The sequence below is a fragment of the Lactobacillus sp. MRS-253-APC-2B genome (assembly GCF_012843675.1).
Classification (GTDB): domain Bacteria; phylum Bacillota; class Bacilli; order Lactobacillales; family Lactobacillaceae; genus Limosilactobacillus; species Limosilactobacillus pulli.
In genome coordinates, this window is the sequence record NZ_JABAFO010000009.1 from 46,139 (window position 1) to 63,046 (window position 16,908).

A 16,908-nucleotide genomic window follows, 5' to 3' on the forward strand; every position below is an offset into this window, starting at 1 on the left:
GTGAAACTACAGAAGCTAAAAAAGCTGACGTTGACGACAGTCGTGCTGCTGAGTACGGTGCTGTTGGCATCATGCAGCATTGGTAAGAAATCTTCTTCGTCATCCAGCAAGATTACGACGACAGGAACCTCCAGTGGTCAGTACCAAGGGGTCATTCAAAATGGTCACTACAAGGTCAGCAAGGCGCGCGGGGTCAATATCAATCAAAATGACAACAGTTATAATCTGAAGAGTTTTGAAACCGGCCTGACGGAAGTCTCCAAAAAGGTTTTCTCGACCAAGAACTATATCTTCCAAGAAGGTCAGTATCTGAGTACCGATACGATTGAAAACTGGCTGGGCCGCAAAACCAAAAGCAATCCAACCGGCTTGAATGCCGCACAAGGCAAGAAGAGCAATCCAAATCCTGAATACATTCAGCAGATTGAAGAACAGGACTTCATGGTACAAAACGGCAATTCTCTGACCTTAAAGGGAATGACGATTGGGATCGGGATTAATTCAGTCTACTACTACCAAAAGACGACAAATGGCCCTACCTACCAAAAGAAACTTTCGGATGCCGAGATTCAAAGGCAGGGAAAGATTGCTGCTCAAAAGATCTTAAAGCGGCTGCGCAAAAAGTCCGCGCTGAAAGATATTCCAATCGTGATTGCTCTGTACAAACAGGCACCAAACGACAGCCTGGTTGGGGGCAGCTTCTTTGCTTACTCCAAGAGCAGCGGCAGCACGATCGGCAGCTGGAAGAAGCTGAACTACTCAACCAAGGTATTGCCAAAGGCCAGTGACGCTACTTCAACCAACAGCGATAACGAAACCGACAATACCAGCTTTACCAACTTCAAGAGTCAGATTCAAAGCTTCTTCCCGAACCTTAGTGGAGTTACGGCTCAGGCTCAATATAAGAACGGTACGCTGTCAGGGATGCACATCACCGTGACGACGCAGTTCTACAGCCAGTCTGAGGTGCAAAGCTTTACGCAATATATTGCACGCGCGGCCAAGAAGTATCTGCCAAATGGAATTCCAATCGACATTAAGATTCAATCGTCTTCAGAGATGCAGGCGGTTGTCTACCGTGATTCGGGATCCGATACTTTCCGAACGCACGTATTTGAGTCGTATTAATAAAAAATTGAACGTCATCGCGCTTGCGGTGGCGTTTTTGCTAAAAACGACGGGTTTTGTGTGATAAAATAGATGAACGTATGTAATACCTAATTAAAGGAAAAGAGGAGAAAGAATGGCTAGTCAGATCGATCAGCAGCAGGTTAAGCACGTTGCCGAATTGGCCAAACTGGAATTCAATGATGCCGAACTCGCCAAGTTTACCCCACAACTGGGCAGCATCATCGACATGTTTGAGGAACTGCAAGAGCAGAATACCGATGGCGTAGACCCAATGTACTCGCCAACGGATCGTGTCAACGTGATGCGCGAAGACGTTGCAGTCAAAAGCAACGAGCGAGAAGCCCTGCTTAAGAATGCTCCGGACACGGAAGGCGGCTTGATTAAGGTGCCAGCAATCATGGATGATGAAAGTGAGGACGGCGAATAATGAAGTTCAATGATACCGACTTGACTCAGCTGCATGCAGACTTGCAGGCCAAAAAGGTCAGCGCTAAGGAACTGACCAAGGCAGCTTTTGACCGCATCAAGGAAACTGATGATGACGTCAAGGCCTTTATTACGCTGAATGAGGATGAAGCTTTAAAGCGTGCCGAAGCAATCGATAATGAAGGAATCGCGACAGACAAGCTGCTAGCTGGTGTGCCATTGGCAGTTAAGGACAACATCGTAACCAAGGGGCTTAAGACGACTGCGGCCTCCAAGATGCTGGAAAACTTTACGCCAATTTATAATGCTACGGTTATCGAAAAGCTGAATGACCAAGACTTCATCAACGTTGGTAAGACCAACCTGGATGAGTTTGCCATGGGTGGCTCAACGGAAAACTCGGCCTTCTTTACGACCCATAACCCTTGGGATCTGACGCGGGTTCCCGGTGGTTCTTCTGGTGGCTCGGCAGCAGCCGTGGCAGCCGGTGACGTGATTGGTGCTTTGGGAACTGATACGGGTGGCTCAATTCGAATGCCATCATCATACAACAACGTGGTCGGCTTAAAGCCAACTTACGGCCGGGTATCGCGTTGGGGGGCAATTGCATTTGGCTCCAGCTTTGATCAAATTGGTTGGATCACCAACAGCGTTAAGAACAACGCGCTGCTGACCCAAATCATCAGCGGTCAAGACGATCACGACATGACTTCTTCAGATCGTCAGGTACCAAACTGGGCTGCCAGCCTGAACGAAAACACGAATGTTAAGGGCTTGAAGATTGCCGTACCAAAGGAATACCTGGATGAAGGAATTCAACCTGGCGTGCGGACTGTCATCAACAAGGCCTTGAAGCACTTTGAAGAACTGGGTGCCATCATTGATACGGACGTTTCGATGCCTCATACCAAGTATGGCGTACCAGCCTACTACATTCTGGCCTCATCAGAAGCGTCATCCAATCTGCAGCGCTACGATGGAATTCGCTATGGCTTCCGGGCACCTGATGCCAAGACGCTGGAAGAAGTCTACGTCAAGTCACGGACGCAGGGCTTTGGTGATGAAGTTAAGCGCCGGATCATGCTGGGAACGTTCTCGCTTTCGGCTGGTTTTTACGATGCTTACTTCAACAAAGCTGCCAAGATTCGGACGCTGATTGCCCAAGACTTTGCCAACGTCTTAAAAGACCACGACTTGATCATGGGACCTACTGGCGCCAACCCAGCTTTTGAAATCGGTTCTGAGATTGCAGATCCAAAGACGATGTACATGAACGACATTCTGACCGTTCCCGTTAACATGGCCGGCCTGCCAGCAATGTCGCTGCCAGCTGGCTTTGACAATGGCCTGCCAGTTGGTCTGCACATTATTGGTAAGGCCTTTGATGAACAAACGATCTACAATGCCGGCTACGTCTTTGAACAGACGACCGACTTCCACAAGCAAACGCCAAAGTTAGGGGGTCAAGACTAAGATGAACTTTGAAACGACCATTGGGCTTGAGGTCCACGTAGAATTGAAGACCCACTCCAAGATCTACAGTCCAACGCCAGTAGAATTCGGTGATGAACCAAACGCCAACACCAACGTAATTGACTGGGCCTACCCAGGTACCTTGCCAACGCTTAACAAGGGCGTGGTTCGTGATGGGATTATGGCCGGTTTGGCATTGCACGCGCAGATCTCAAAGCACATGCACTTTGACCGAAAGAACTATTTCTATCCTGACAACCCTAAGGCCTATCAGGTAACTCAATCTGAAACGCCAATCGCACATGACGGCTGGATTGAAATTGAAGTTGATGGCAAAAAGAAGAAGATCGGGATCAAGGAGATGCACATTGAAGAAGATGCCGGTAAAAACACGCACACGAGCAACTACTCCTACGTGGACTTGAACCGGCAAGGCACGCCTTTGATCGAAATTGTCTCCAAGCCAGACATTGCCTCGCCAGAAGAAGCCGTGGCCTACCTGGAAGCCTTGCGTCAACGGATCCAGTTTACCGGGATCTCCGATGTTAAGATGGAAGAAGGTTCAATGCGGGTTGACACCAACATCTCGATTCGTCCAATCGGTTCTGATAAGTTTGGTACTAAGACCGAAATGAAGAACATCAACAGTTTCAATTTCGTGCGCAAGGCATTGAACTTTGAGCAGCAGCGGCATGAAAAGGTGATTATGTCTGGTGGCACGATTGCCCAAGAAACGAGGCGCTTTGACGAGGCAACCGGCGAAACCATCTCCATGCGGACCAAGGAAGGCAGCGATGACTACCGTTACTTCCCAGAACCAGATATTCCACCTTTGGAAGTCAGCGATGAATGGATTCAAGAAATTCAAGACGCTATGCCAGAAATGCCTGGTGAGCGGCGTGCTCGCTACACTAACGATCTGGGTCTGAGTGCATACGACGCTATGGTTTTGACGCAGACCAAGGAAATGTCTGATTTCTTTGAGGCTACGATTGCTCTGGGTGCTGATCCAAAGAAGGCTGCCAACTACTTGATGAACGATGTTAACAGCTACTTAAACGACAAGCAGGTTGATTTACAGGATACCAAGCTGACGCCAGCCAACTTAGCCGGGATGATCAAGCTGATCGATGACGGCACGATCTCATCTAAGATGGCCAAGAAGGTCTTCAAGGGAATTCTGGATGGTGAAGAGCCAGCTGCCTATGCTGAAAAGAACGGTCTGGTTCAGTTGTCTGATCCAGCCAAGCTGCAGCCAATCGTTGATGATGTTTTGGCCAACAACCAACAGTCGATTGAAGACTACAAGAATGGTAAGGATCGGGCTGTCGGCTTCTTAGTTGGTCAAATCATGAAGCAGACGCGTGGTAAGGCCAACCCTGGTGTGGTCAACAAGCTTTTGATGAAGGCCTTGAACGAAAAGTAAACTGATTTGATGGCGGAGGAAACTATGCGAAAACGAGCACGGATTATTTATAACCCGACGTCGGGGCGTGAAGCCATGCGCAATGACCTGGTCGACATTTTGGCAGTCTATGAAAAGGCCGGCTACGAGACCAGTGCGTTTGCAACGACGCCGGCACCTAATTCGGCTAAGAACGAGGCAACGCGGGCAGCCAAGGAAGGCTTTGATCTGATCGTTGCCGCGGGTGGTGATGGTACGCTCAGCGAGGTTATCAACGGAATTGCCGGACTGGAGAAACGGCCAGCTTTGGCAATCATTCCAGCGGGGACAACCAACGACTATGCGCGTGCCCTGCGGATTCCGCGTGATGATCCGATCGCAGCGGCCAAGCTGATCTTGCGCAAAAACAAGAAGTTCAAGATCGATATTGGTCAAGCTGGTGACAATTACTTTATGAACATCGCGGCTGGTGGGACCTTGACGGAGCTGACTTATGAGGTGCCTTCTCAGATGAAGTCGCTGTTTGGCTATCTGGCCTATCTGGCAAAAGGGGCTGAACTGCTTCCTAGAATCAAGCCGGTTGAAATGGACATCAAATACGATGGTCATGAATATCGTGGGCAGGCTTCGACGATTCTGATTGCCTTGACCAATTCAGTGGGCGGTTTTGAACAGATCGTACCAGACGCTGCGCTTGATGATGGCAAGTTTACCATGATCATCGTTAAGGAAAGCAATTTAATCGGCATGATGCGATTGATGGCCAAGGCTTTGCAAGGTAAGCACATTGGCGATCCTGGTATCATCTACGCCAAGGCCAGCGAGATTGACGTTACGCCCGTCAATTCAGAAGATCGCGTGATGATCAATCTGGATGGCGAGTATGGTGGCGATGCGCCGATGCATTTCCGCAATCTCAAGCAGCACTTGGAAGTCGTCGCCAACCTAGATGAGATTCCAGATGATGCAATCACTATGTCACCAGATATGAAGCGGGTAGAAGACGACTTTGTACGCGAGGTCGACAATATCCACGACGACGATTCATCACAAAAATAATAGAAACCAAACAGGGGCTGCGGGCAATCTTGTCAGCAGTCCCTGTGTTTGCTAAAGGAGAGAAACATGGCAAAAATCAATGTACCGGTTCATAAAGGCGAGGTACTGACGGCAACGGTGGCGGACCTGACTTATGAAGGCAACGGCGTCATCAAGGTTGAAGGCTACCCGATCTTTGTTCCATACGTCTTGCCAGGTGAGCAGGCCGAAATCAAGGTAGTTAAGGTGACGACCAAGTTTGCCTGGGGCGAGCTGCAAGAATTAAAGACCAAGAGTCCCGACCGTGTGGAAATTAAGGACGCTCGCTACTTAAAGACGGGGATCGCACCATTGGGGATTTTAAGTTATCCGGCACAGCTGAAATTCAAGCAGCACCAAGTTGAAGAACTCTTGAAAAAAGCTCATCTGGATGGAATCAAAGTCATGCCAACGATGGGGATGGATCACCCATACCAGTACCGCAATAAGGCTCAGGTACCGGTTAAGTACATGAAAGGTCAGCTGCAGACTGGCTTTTATAAACGAGGCAGTCATGATTTGGTACCAATTGAAGATTTCTACATTCAAGATCCTAAAATCGACGCTGCTATTTTGGTGGTACGTGATCTGCTGCGTAAATACAACATTCGTGCCTATGATGAAAGAACTGGCCGCGGCTGCATTCGAACGGTCATGGTCCGCCGCGGCTACTATAGTCATGAGATCATGGTGGTGCTGGTTACCAATACCAAACAACTGCCACATGCCGAAGAAATCGCAGCCGGGATCGTCAGCGGGGTGCCAGAGGTTAAGAGCATCGTGCAAAACATCAACACCAAGCGGACGAACAAACTTTTAGGCTTGGAAAATCATACGCTTTGGGGCAGTGATACGATTCATGATCAGCTTTTAGGTATTGACTTTACTATTTCGCCATTATCGTTTTACCAGGTTAATCCGCAACAGACCGAAAAGCTTTATCAAACAGCAATTGAAGCAGCCGGACTGGATGGCACGCAGACTGTAATTGACGCCTATTGTGGCATTGGCACGATTTCTTTGGCGGTGGCCAAGCATGCCAAAAAGGTCTATGGGGTTGAGATCGTCCCAGCCGCGATTGAAGATGCAAAACAAAACGCCAAGGCCAACCAGATCGAAAATGCCGAATTTGTTGTGGGTAAGGCCGAAGAACAGATGGCCAAGTGGCAAAAAGAAGGGTTGAAGCCCGATGTCTTGATCGTTGACCCGCCGCGTAAAGGTCTTGATGAAACCTTGATCGATGCTGCCGGCAAGATGGCGCCAGCTAAGATTATCTATATCAGCTGCAACCAAGCAACGCTGGTTCGTGACCTCCAACGTTTTGATCAGGCAGGCTATCACGTAGCTAAGCCAATCCAGCCAGTAGACCAGTTCCCTCAGACCCCGCATGTTGAATCTGTTACTGTCCTGGAACGTACAGAAAAATAGCTGATAAACTGCGTCACGACGGCATTTGTTAGTGATTGAAAGTGTACTATTTCTGATTTTAACGATGGCTATAATGCCCTCTAAGTATACAGATGAAATAGAAAATTCGTCTGATACTTGGAGGGTGTTTTTAATTATGGGAAGACGAGCCAAATTTTCAGTTCAGCAAAAATTAATTATTATCAAGAAAGCTCAAACAGAATCTATTGAAAGATTAGCTCAGGAATATTGCGTCAACGCACACACCATCAGAAGATGGAAGAGAATGTACAAATACCAGGGAATGAGAGGACTTGAAAGTGCTCACCATAATAAAGTTTATTCCGTTGAGTTTAAGCGCAAATTAGTTGTGGAATTTGAGCATTCAACGGATACCTTAGAAAAATTTGCTTTAAAGCATGGTTTAAAATCCGATTGGCAATTATCACAATGGATTATCCAGTATAATGAATCAAAACTGAAGGCTTATACGCCGAGAAAGCGAGATTCAATTATGCCAGGACGCAAAACTACTTTTGAAGAACGATTATCGATTATTGAAGACTTAATCAAGCACGATGTTAATTACAGTTGGGCTGTAGATAAGTATCACGTGAGTTACCAACAAGTCTATGGCTGGTATCAGAAATATCGTAAGAGTGGTAATGACCCGCAATCACTTCGTGATCGGCGGGGTAAGGCTAAGCCCAAAGACGAGTGGGCAGAACTAGATAAATTAAGAGCGGAGAATCGGCTATTGAAGGCCGAAGTGAAACGGAATGAGATGGAGGTTGCTTTCGCAAAAAAATTAATAGAAATTCGCAATCGGGAGGCGAAAAGTTCTTCAAACAACAAGCCATCAAAGAACTAAATGAAGAGTACGGGTGGCCAATCAGCACTTTAAGCGAGATCGCAGGTATTACTCGAGATGCTTACTACAAGTGGATTCATCGAAAGGCCAATATCCATGATGATGAACAAGCAGAATTACTTAAAGCCATTTTGGAATTGGAAAAAAGCATAAGTGGACCTTGGGTTATTTAGGCATGACGACGCAACTAGCTTTTGAAAATAAATTGGATTTCAAGGCCGGCTTAAAGCGGGTTACTAACTGCATGCGAAATCACGGGATCAAGGCAAATATCCGTAAGAAGAAGCATAATCGGATTAAACGTCACGAGGAATACATCAATGACAACTTACTTAATGAGCAATTTGATCGTCAGAGTAAGAATGAGGTTTGGGTGACTGATACTACCGAAGTTGTGTATGGTAATGAGCAGGTAAGGAAGGCGCGCGTGCATGTAGTGATGGATCTATATGGTCGCTATGTTTTGAGCTACAACATTTCGGCTACTGAAACGGCCGCATCAGCGATCGAAGCCTTTAAGCGTGCCTTCAAAGTAGAATCAGACGCTCAGCCAATGATCCATACGGATCGTGGCGCAGCTTACTGCTCAATGGCTTTCAATGATTACTTAGCTGAGCAAAACTGCATCCATAGTATGTCTCACCCCGGTCATCCATGGGAGAATTCACCAATGGAGCGTTGGTGGAATGATTTCAAACTGGTTTGGTTAGCTAAACGGGTTCGTCCAAAAAGCATGGTAGAATTGGAACAATCTATCCAGCAGGCCATTAAATATTTCAATACCGAACGAGCTTATGCATCAAAAAAACGGCTTGAGCGCAGAAAAGTTCCGCGCTCAAGCCGCATAAATAATTTTTCTATTTAAATTGTATACTTGACAGGCAATAGTGCCGATTGGAATTAGTACACTTTTTGCTTTTTGGATTCGAAGTTTGGGTGGATAACATGCTGGATTTTCGGGTTGTGTAGACCAGTGTTCGTTTTAGGGAGTTGAGTAGATTAGGACACTGCCACGTTGTCGTATTTTGTTACCATTATTGAGCAGAATTGTACACTCAACTATAATTTAGGAAAAGATAGTTGTAAGGATGGAAAATCATAAAATGGCAAATCGTCAAATTGAGATTGAAAATAAAGCAATGAAAGAATTCTTAATTGCTATGCATAACCTTGGTGGACAGGTTACTAGAAAATAAGTGCTGCAGGAACTTCATGATAATTCAAAGGCATTCAGCGAGAAAGAAATTGATGAAGTTCGAATCTCCAAAAAGAGTGGTGAAGAATATCACCTTTTCAATTGGAAGTTTAACTTTGCAGTGAAACATCTAATTCTTGCTGGGTTTATTGAGACTGACAATGGACACGACTTAGAGCTTTCCAAGAAGGGGCGCACTATTGATATTGATGATTTTGACGCTGATAGGGATGTTAGGTCAATTTCTGAAAGCAAAATGCCCCACCGGAAGACAACTCGAGTTAAGTTTAATTCCGTTCCCGACAGCACCAACTCTAATCAAGATAATTCGGAAGGCCTAGAAGAACCTTGGCGTCAACAACTGCTAGATACGTTAATCAAGATGAGTCCTAAAAAATTTGAGCTCTTTTGTCGTGGCCTGCTGACTAAAATGGGGATTGACGTCGATGATGAGATTGGGGTTCAATATGTCGCTGATGGTGGATTAGATGGCTTTGGGTATGTTCGTTCTGATGACTATCGGACTACAAGAGTAGCGTTGCAAGCAAAATGTTGGCAGGGAAAGGTTTCAGTACCAGAGATCGACAAATTTCGTGGTGCCATGGATAAATTTAATGCTGAGTTTGGGATTTTCATCACCAAGAAGAAATGTCTCTTTGGATCAATTCAAGAAAATGAATGGACAGTATTATCTAATCAAAAAGATTGGCACCAAGTATAAATTTTACTGGGCCCCTACCTCGCCGGCACCGGAAAAAGATTTTGAAGACTGGGGCGTAGCAGTTGTTGATTTCTCATGGAGAACCGATGATCCTCGTCCCAAGCATCTGCGCGCTGTTCCATTGAGCTATAACCTGCAGCCAAGATACCAAGTCCTGAGAGACCCTAAAATTGATGGCATTAGAGATAAAAGATGGCGATATACAATTTTGGATGGTAGGTGCGATCGCTGTATCAATCTAGATTACACTCATCCCTATTATTGGTGGGAATCTGGCTAGTTCTATTGAAGAATTGATTAGTGATTTACCATAAGGAGAAAATTATGATTTTAAAGTTGTTGAGCGGGCCGCAGTTGATGATCAAGGTAATCCTTACCCAATTTTGTACATGAAAAAAGACAATGATGACAAGTGATCAGCAAGTTGAGATGATAAAATAGTAAAAAATATCGATGAGGTAAGTCTATGTCTTTACTATTAGCGGTCATCTACTTGATTTTTGTCAGTCTGGGACTGCCGGACTCATTGCTGGGGTCGGGTTGGCCAAAGATGCAAGTTGAGTTTGGCGTGCCATCTTCTTACGCTGGTTATGTATTTATGATGATCAGTGCCATGACGATCATCTCAGCTCTGTTGAGTCCCAAACTGATCCAAAGGCTGCATGTTAAATGGATCGTGACGGTTTCAATTATGCTGACGGTTTTTGGCCTGCTTGGCTTTTCGTTTTGCACGCAGTACTGGATACTTTTGGTCTGCGCAATTCCATATGGACTGGGCGCGGGAGCCATTGATGCGGCTATGAATCATTACGTTGCCAACAACTATTCAGGCGCGGTGATGAATTTTTTGCACTGCTTTTATGGTGTTGGGGCAATGATCAGTCCATATCTGATGGCATTGGCGATTAAGGTTGCGCACTGGAATGAGGGCTATCGTTGGACGGCCTTTTTACAGATCGGGATTTTGCTGGTTGTAATCAGTTCTTGGTCGCTTTGGCAGCAAAGTGATTCTAAAGCAGATGAATCTAAAATTGACAGTGCCGGGATCAAAGAAACAATCAAACAGCCAGGCGTAATGGCAACGTTGCTGGCATTTTTTGCGTACAGTGCCGGTGAGGCAACGTGTTTTTTATGGGTGCCAAGCTATTTTGCAGGTACCAGAACTGGAATAAGCAGCGAGCTCGTGGCCTCGTTTGGTTCGCTGATCTTTGGCGGCTTGATGCTTGGACGACTGATTGCCGGTTTTATTGCAAATCGATTGGGTGATCGGCGTATGATTCGAAGTGGAACGATGGTGGAGCTGATTGGGATTTTGCTGACGGCGCTGCCGATCAAAGGCTATCTAGTGGCGGCAATCGGCTTTTTGATCATTGGTATTGGGATGGGACCAATCTATCCGTCAATTCAGCACATGGCACCAATTAATTTCGGCAAGCGCTACAGTGCGGCCGTAATTGGCTTGCAGATGGCTTTTGCCTATACTGGATCAACGTTTATGCCGACTGTTTTTGGAATTTTGCAACAAAAACTCGGTATCTGGATCATGCCGCTGTATCTACTAGTATTTGCTGGATTAAGCTTTGCATTGTTAGAGCTGTCGTATCGCCAAGAAGCAAGACTGTAAAATTGATTATCAAGAGGTGTCAGCAGTGGCGTCTTTTTTTTTTGGCAGCTATAGGAATATAATTGACTTAAAGTTAACTTGAAGTAGTAGCATAAAATTTGAAACGAGGTCCAGCCATGACAGAACTGACGATTACGCAAACCAGCCAAAAGTATCATCTTAAACCAGCCACGCTCCGCTATTATGAACAGATTGGCCTGCTTCCAGATGTTCCTAGGCATTCAAATGGTAATCGCTATTATGATGATCAGCTGCAACAATGGATTGAGATGATCGTGTGTCTGCGTCATTCCGGAGTACCGGTTGATGTTTTGGTTGAGTATGCCGAACTGCTTAAGCAAGGCGATTCGACACTGCAGGCTCGTGAGAATCTATTAAAGAACCAGTTGGCAGTCTTGGAAGAAAAGCGGCATAATCTGGACCGCTCGATTCAGCGACTTGAGCATAAGATCTCGTTATATGAAACTGGTGAGATCAAAAAAGAAAAATCTTATTTTGATAAGTATCGAATTTTAGACGACTAACGGAGGTACTGTTATGAAAACAGTCATTAATCTTTTCCATCCAAACTATCAATATTCACAGGTTAACAGGGCAATGGTGGATGCCGTTAAAGATGAGATCGAGGTCCGCAATCTGGCCGAACTTTATCCAGACTTTAATATCGACATCAATAAAGAACAGCAGGTGATGGCTAATGCCGATCGCATTGTTTTGCAGTTTCCGCTGCAGTGGTATTCAACGCCGGCTCTGTTAAAGCACTGGGAAGATCAAGTCTTTACCTATGGCTGGGCTTATGGGAGTCAAGGAAATGCCTTGCAAGACAAGCAGTTGCTGATTACGGTAACGGTTGGCGCTGATAATTATGGCCGTGATGGTTTTGTCAAATATACGGTTGATGAATTATTACGGCCACTGCAGGCAACCAGCCGTTTGATCGGGATGAAGTACATGAAGCCATTTGTCGTAATGGGGGCATCTTCAATCAGCAATGCCGAACTTAAGAACGTGGGGCCAAGCTATCGCAAATATTTAAATGATGAAACGATTCCGGTACTTGGCGACTTTGAATAAGCGCTGATTGAATGCCACGGGTGGATTAAAGAAAGCTGGTTAAAAAATGGAATATACGAAGCTGGGTAATACCGATATTGATATCTCAAAGATTTGTGTTGGCTGCATGAGCTTTGGTAAACCAGGAACCATGCATGACTGGACGCTGGATGCTGCCGAATCAGAAAAAGTCGTTAAGCATGCTTTAGATTTAGGAATCAATTTCTTTGATACGGCCAATGGCTATTCAAAGGGGACCAGTGAGCAGTACCTTGGCCAAGCCATTAAGAAGAATATTGCGCGCGATCAGGTCGTAATTGCCTCGAAAGTCTATTTCAACTCAGGACGACTTTCTGCTGCAGCTATTCATCGAGAGATCGATGGCACCTTGAAGCGACTGGGGACTGACTATCTGGATTTGTACATCATTCACCGCTTTGATTATGAAACGCCAATTGAAGAAACTATGGAAGCTTTAAATGGCCTGATAAAAGCCGGTAAAGTTCGGGCAATCGGGGCCTCGGCAATGTATGGCTACCAGTTCTACAACATGCAGCTGGCCGCCAGAGATCATGGCTGGGCTCAGTTCCAATCCATGGAGAATCACTATAACCTGCTTTATCGTGAAGACGAGCGCGAACTGATTCCGATCTGTAAGCAAATGGGTGTTTCACTGATGCCATATAGTCCTTTGGCAGGTGGTCATTTGACCCATCCAGGTTGGCATACTGATTCACTGCGCAGCAAGACTGATCGTGTGCTGGCTGGCAAGTATGATGATTATGAGCAGCAAGATCTTTTGATTATTCAGCGCGTAGAAGAACTAGCTAAACGCTATGGCGTCAAGATGGCTCAGATTGCTCTGGCTTGGCACTGGGCAAAGGGAGTAGCTTCGCCAATCGTTGGTGGTACCAAGACCAGTCATTTAGATGATGCGGTCAAAGCATTAGACGTTAAACTAACGCCAGCAGACATTGCCTATCTTGAAGAACCATACACGCCACATAAAATCGTTGGCGCCATTGACCATAACCCAGCAGAAGGCGTGGTTTTGCTGGATGAGAAAAAGTAATAGGGTAACGCAACCAGTTTTAATCAATTGAAGAGAGTTAAAAAGAGGGGGTCTAAGTGGGCACCTCTTTTTAAATAATTGGGGCAAGATAGGTGCTTTTTACCCAATCTGTAAGGCCAAATAAATCCACCAGCAAACGCTCGAAGTGATCGTGGTCTGGACCCGACGGTAGTTTGACGGGTAGCTGATCGACCATCTTAGGATTTGGGTTGACTGTCGTAATCGATTTGGAGATCGTTTTAAATCCCCGCTGTTCTGGCATTTGCTGACTGGTGGAAAGCTGACGGGGAACTGTCGTGGTCAAAGATTATCGGATTTGGTATGATTGAGAAAAATTAAAGGGGAGATCAAAATGCGTGAAAACCAAATCAAAAAGCTACGTCAGTCTCAAAACCTTTCCCAGGAAATGTTGGCTGAAAAAGCTTAGGTTTCGGTAAGAACGATTCAGCGCTTAGAAGCCGGTGAGGAAGCCAGTGTTGAAACGTTGAATCTGGTTGCTGGCGCATTAGGCGTTGGCATCAAGGACTTGTATGATGTGGAAAAAAGCAGTGATTATGAAGAAAAAATTGCATCGGCTGACCAGAAACTGCAGTACCAATTAGGCATGCGGCATAATGAATACAAGAACTTCAAACAGCTTTATGGCACCTGCTACATTATTTTGATGCTGCTCTGGGGTGCATTATTTGGCTTGGTGCCAGGCGGCGTTGCACGATCGGTTATGGGCGTACTCTGGGTTGGTGGCTGGATGATTATGGGGCCTCTTCAAAAATATATCGTGCTCAAAAAAGTCAGTCCCAAGCTGGATGTCAAATATCCAATGACTGCCAATCGCTTAGATAAAAACGAAATTCATAAAAAAGAAAATGATGATTAGAGTTTTAGCCGTCAGCCGTTTAGCTGGCTTTTTGGGGTTGATGCTGCATAGCGATAAAAAGTACCTAAATAAAGCAGGAATTGGTTATCGAATTTGATACGGCAGATAATATAGTCGATCTTCAAAATCAGTACTTATACGTAGATTAAGATTATAAAAATCATGTATTGGTAGTATAGTGAAAAAAACGAATGGGGTGATCCAATGAAAGTACTGCATATTGGCAAGCAGGGCAACTTGCAGCGGTTCGCGGCTGCTGACGGCTTTTTGCGCTCGCTGGAACTAACCGATCTAAAACCAGGACTGCCAGTCAAAGAGTATTTAGACCAAGCAGGCGATGCTGATTTTATCGTCGTTGATGCTATTTCCAGCGTCCCTGGCGAGTTGATCAAGCAGATGCCTAATCTAAAAGTAATTCATTCAGAAGGCGTGGCCTATAACGCAATCGATCTAAAGGCTGCTGATGAATACGGTGTTTATGTTTGCAACGCTAAGGGAATGAATGCCATGGCGGTTGCCGAGCAGGCGGTTTTGCTGATGGTGGGAATGCTGCGCAATATGGTTGTCAACGATGCGGCCGTACGCGATGGACATCAGATTGAAACTAAAGAAGGCTACATGCAAAACGGCAATCTGTATGAGCTGGCTGACTGCAGCGTGGGACTGGTTGGTTTTGGTGACATTGCTCAAAAAACGGCTCATTTGTTAAAAGCTTATGGCGTCAAAGAAATCTATTACTACAAGCGTCACCGACTTGATCCAGAACAAGAGCAACAGTTTGGCGTGCAGTACCGTGAATTGGATGACTTATTGGCAAGCAGTCGGATTGTCAGTCTGCATCTGCCAGTTACCGATGCTACTATGCATATGGCGGATCATGACTTTTTTGCCAAAATGCAGCCAGGCAGCTACCTGGTCAATACGGCCCGTGGCGAACTGGTTGATGATGCAGCGTTGATTGAAGCACTTAAATCAGAACGTTTGGCGATGGCTGGCCTTGACACGCTGGATCATGAGCCAGTTTTAAAAAATCATCCGTTGTTGAACCAATCATCTGGAATCACGCGGCGGTTGTTACTCAGTCCGCATATTGGCGGGATTACCGCGGCCAGCTTTTATCGCGGCTATGCCATGATTGATGAGGATCTGCGGCTGATTGCGCAAGGTCGAAAACCTAAGCGAGTGGTTAATCATCCCCAGATCCATGAGTCAAAATAGATAGCCGGCAGCTACCCGCTAAAATTACAGTTATCAATCTAAAACGCCACACTGACTTTGCGTCAGTGCGGCGTTTTTGGGTAAGGTCTTGGTAAAAGAAACGGTTTTTTATCGATGAAAAAAGGTGTTAATTAAACTGATTAGGAATATATACGATCCGTTGTTTGGTATTTTCCCAGTTTTCTTGGCTAAATTCTTCCAACTGATATTGCAGCGGCGTGACGTTGAACTTACCTGCTGCTACAAGCTGAGCCAGGGAAAATAGTTCTTTGGCAAAGACGGCAGTGGCGATGCTGCCAATTCCGCTGCCAAGAAAGCGGATATTGTTTGAGCGTAAGACCGCAGCGGACAGTTCAATCTTGCTGCCAGCCATACTGCCAATCTCGACCCATTCAAGCAAAGCGTCCGACTTGCTACGCGAATTAAGCACGCCGTCAAGCACATTTTGCGTGGGCAGCCCCATAAGTAGTCAAGGACGACATTGACTTGATCAAGCTGGTTTAACTGCGGGGCTAAATTGTCATTTTAAAAAACTAGAAATCTTTTCGGCGGCGGGGACGGCATACTGAAAAATTGAGCCATGGCCGGCATTCGGGAAAATCAAAAGTTCACTGTTCTTGATCAGTTCGTGTATTTGGTAGCTGTTGCTGGTGGGGACCATCGTATCATTGTCACCATTAATAATTAGGGTAGGCATGGTGATGCGACTCAAGTTATCTGCTGGAGCGGTTCCCCACTTTTTGATGGCGCGCAGCTGACGCCGAAAAGAAGCAATGGTAATTTTTTGATCAGCAAAATCAGGCGTTCTTTGCCTCAAACGGCTGAGGACTCGTTCAGCTTCTTTAGCGCCACGCTGGTCATGGGGATAAAAAATGTAGCGTTTGGGGTCAGTACGCTTGAAGAATGCTTTAAGCATGGCAGTAAAGGTTACCAACGAGACACGATCAATTCCCTTGCCGCCACGCGGTCCTGTACCTACCAAAATCAAATGTTCTACCAGCTGAGGCGCTTGTTCAGCTACAGCTTGCGCAATCATCCCGCCCATTGACAGTCCCAGTAAATTGATTTTTTTAAAGCCGCGCAGCTCGATGAATTTAACTGCTTGATCAGCCATTGCCTCAATGGTTAATGGAACCTGTCCGCTGCTGGCGCCGACACCAGGCAGATCAACGACTACCAGGTGATTTTTAGCCGCTAGCTGATCGATAAAAAGCGGATCCCATTCATCAAGCGTTGCCGAAAGATGAGTCAGCATTACCAGTGGCAGACCAGCATTTTCCGTTCCTAATTCGCGATAGGCAATCTGATTGAGATATTGGTTATGAGTAGTTAAGTATGAAGTCATCTTTTTGCTCGCT

General features: G+C 45.8%; 17 protein-coding genes. 15 read left to right on the forward strand and 2 right to left on the reverse strand.

Features of this window, described 5'->3' with window-relative positions:
- From HF864_RS06075 to HF864_RS06145, 15 genes are all read left to right on the forward strand, one after another.
- A complete protein-coding gene (locus tag HF864_RS06075) occupies positions 1-1,128 on the forward strand; it encodes a CamS family sex pheromone protein (protein ID WP_169462117.1) in 1,128 nt (375 codons plus the stop codon).
- Positions 1,129-1,243: 115 nt separating this feature from the next.
- Positions 1,244-1,558 (forward strand): Asp-tRNA(Asn)/Glu-tRNA(Gln) amidotransferase subunit GatC, encoded by a 315-nt coding sequence (gene gatC / locus HF864_RS06080; protein WP_074504983.1) that lies wholly within the window; start codon positions 1,244-1,246, stop codon positions 1,556-1,558.
- Positions 1,558-3,030 (forward strand): Asp-tRNA(Asn)/Glu-tRNA(Gln) amidotransferase subunit GatA, encoded by a 1,473-nt coding sequence (gene gatA, locus HF864_RS06085; RefSeq protein ID WP_169462118.1) that lies wholly within the window; start codon positions 1,558-1,560, stop codon positions 3,028-3,030. The genes gatC and gatA overlap by 1 nt, the downstream gene beginning before the upstream one ends.
- A gap of 1 nt (position 3,031) precedes the next feature.
- On the forward strand, positions 3,032-4,456 hold the full coding sequence (gene gatB / locus HF864_RS06090) for an Asp-tRNA(Asn)/Glu-tRNA(Gln) amidotransferase subunit GatB (RefSeq protein WP_169462119.1): 1,425 nt from the start codon (positions 3,032-3,034) through the stop codon (positions 4,454-4,456).
- A 24-nt stretch (positions 4,457-4,480) separates the two neighbouring features.
- Positions 4,481-5,494 carry a diacylglycerol kinase gene (locus HF864_RS06095; protein ID WP_169462120.1) on the forward strand — a complete coding sequence of 338 codons (1,014 nt, stop codon included), beginning with the start codon at positions 4,481-4,483 and terminating at the stop codon, positions 5,492-5,494.
- 66 nt (positions 5,495-5,560) lie between these two features.
- Positions 5,561-6,940, forward strand: coding sequence for a 23S rRNA (uracil(1939)-C(5))-methyltransferase RlmD (gene rlmD, locus HF864_RS06100; protein WP_169462121.1), 1,380 nt, complete (start codon positions 5,561-5,563; stop codon positions 6,938-6,940).
- 136 nt (positions 6,941-7,076) lie between these two features.
- Complete coding sequence (locus HF864_RS06105) at positions 7,077-7,790, forward strand: helix-turn-helix domain-containing protein (RefSeq protein WP_205882297.1); 714 nt, start codon at positions 7,077-7,079, stop codon at positions 7,788-7,790.
- Positions 7,791-7,965: 175 nt separating this feature from the next.
- On the forward strand, positions 7,966-8,655 hold the full coding sequence (locus HF864_RS06110) for a DDE-type integrase/transposase/recombinase (protein ID WP_240936884.1): 690 nt from the start codon (positions 7,966-7,968) through the stop codon (positions 8,653-8,655).
- Positions 8,656-8,986: 331 nt separating this feature from the next.
- A complete protein-coding gene (locus HF864_RS06115; RefSeq protein ID WP_346774610.1) occupies positions 8,987-9,706 on the forward strand; it encodes a restriction endonuclease in 720 nt (239 codons plus the stop codon).
- A 466-nt stretch (positions 9,707-10,172) separates the two neighbouring features.
- Positions 10,173-11,330: an MFS transporter gene (locus tag HF864_RS06120; RefSeq protein WP_169462122.1), complete on the forward strand. Its 1,158-nt coding sequence runs from the start codon at positions 10,173-10,175 to the stop codon at positions 11,328-11,330.
- Between the two features lie 116 nt (positions 11,331-11,446).
- Entirely contained in the window at positions 11,447-11,854 is a 408-nt protein-coding gene (locus HF864_RS06125; protein WP_048345804.1) for a MerR family transcriptional regulator, read from the forward strand.
- Positions 11,855-11,867: 13 nt separating this feature from the next.
- Positions 11,868-12,404, forward strand: coding sequence for an NAD(P)H-dependent oxidoreductase (locus HF864_RS06130; RefSeq protein ID WP_169462123.1), 537 nt, complete (start codon positions 11,868-11,870; stop codon positions 12,402-12,404).
- A 46-nt stretch (positions 12,405-12,450) separates the two neighbouring features.
- Entirely contained in the window at positions 12,451-13,455 is a 1,005-nt protein-coding gene (locus tag HF864_RS06135) for an aldo/keto reductase (protein WP_169462124.1), read from the forward strand.
- A 484-nt stretch (positions 13,456-13,939) separates the two neighbouring features.
- A complete protein-coding gene (locus HF864_RS06140) occupies positions 13,940-14,332 on the forward strand; it encodes a DNA-binding protein (protein ID WP_240936885.1) in 393 nt (130 codons plus the stop codon).
- 204 nt (positions 14,333-14,536) lie between these two features.
- Complete coding sequence (locus HF864_RS06145; RefSeq protein WP_169462125.1) at positions 14,537-15,550, forward strand: NAD(P)-dependent oxidoreductase; 1,014 nt, start codon at positions 14,537-14,539, stop codon at positions 15,548-15,550.
- A 127-nt stretch (positions 15,551-15,677) separates the two neighbouring features.
- Here the strand turns inward: HF864_RS06145 and HF864_RS06150 are convergent, their stop codons facing one another.
- Positions 15,678-15,980 carry a hypothetical protein gene (locus tag HF864_RS06150; RefSeq protein ID WP_205882298.1) on the reverse strand — a complete coding sequence of 101 codons (303 nt, stop codon included), beginning with the start codon at positions 15,978-15,980 and terminating at the stop codon, positions 15,678-15,680.
- 90 nt (positions 15,981-16,070) lie between these two features.
- A complete protein-coding gene (locus HF864_RS06155; protein WP_169462127.1) occupies positions 16,071-16,895 on the reverse strand; it encodes an alpha/beta hydrolase in 825 nt (274 codons plus the stop codon).
- Positions 16,896-16,908 lie beyond the last annotated feature (13 nt).